The 656-nt window shown below is 42.2% G+C and carries 2 pseudogenes; both read right to left on the reverse strand.

Annotated elements, in window-relative coordinates:
* Positions 1–116, reverse strand: a pseudogene (locus R7E78_RS27385) (ribosome biogenesis GTPase YlqF); the annotation flags it as partial.
* 288 nt (positions 117–404) lie between these two features.
* Positions 405–656 (reverse strand): annotated as a pseudogene (locus R7E78_RS27390) (EAL domain-containing protein); the annotation flags it as partial.

Below are 656 nucleotides of genomic sequence, written 5' to 3' on the forward strand. Positions count from 1 at the left end.
GGAATACGAGCATCCAGTACTTCGATGATCACATCCACCTGCGGGATGGCTTCTTCGATCTCTTTACGCGCTTTGTGCATGTGGCCAGGAAACCACTGGATTGAGTTGTTAACCATTTGAAAATATGCCTTTAAATTTATGGTTAAGCTGTGGAAGGTATGAGGTGGGGTATCAAAGGTACGATATCGGTCACCTGAAACTACGACAGCATAGATGTGAGGATCTTAACACTTTATCTTGTAGCGGAAAACGTTCAGGAACCCTTATCATTTAGAAACAGAGTTTCAACGTGTTCCTCTCACGATCTCGGACCAATATCAAAGGTATTCAGTTGCGGCATAATGGTCTTAAATTAGGCATCAAAAATGAACAACTGTGGAACTGTTCAAATTGCTTTGCTTTATTTAACCCGCATAGGAGAGTTTGATTGACTCGGCAACGCGCGGTTTTGAATCGAGAGAGTTTATTGGGGACGGTCTAAAGTAATAGTAACCTTGAGTTAATGAGTGGCTTGTCTTTAACATCTTATGATGCTCGATGTACTCAGCACCCTCGAAGATCAATCCGTGTAAGCAGAAAGGGGCTAAGAAGTACTCTAGTGCTTGTATAGACTCTTGGTCGGCGTGTTTTAGAAAGCTTTTGTCAATCTTGATACG

The sequence above is a fragment of the Vibrio sp. YT-19(2023) genome (assembly GCF_033337395.1).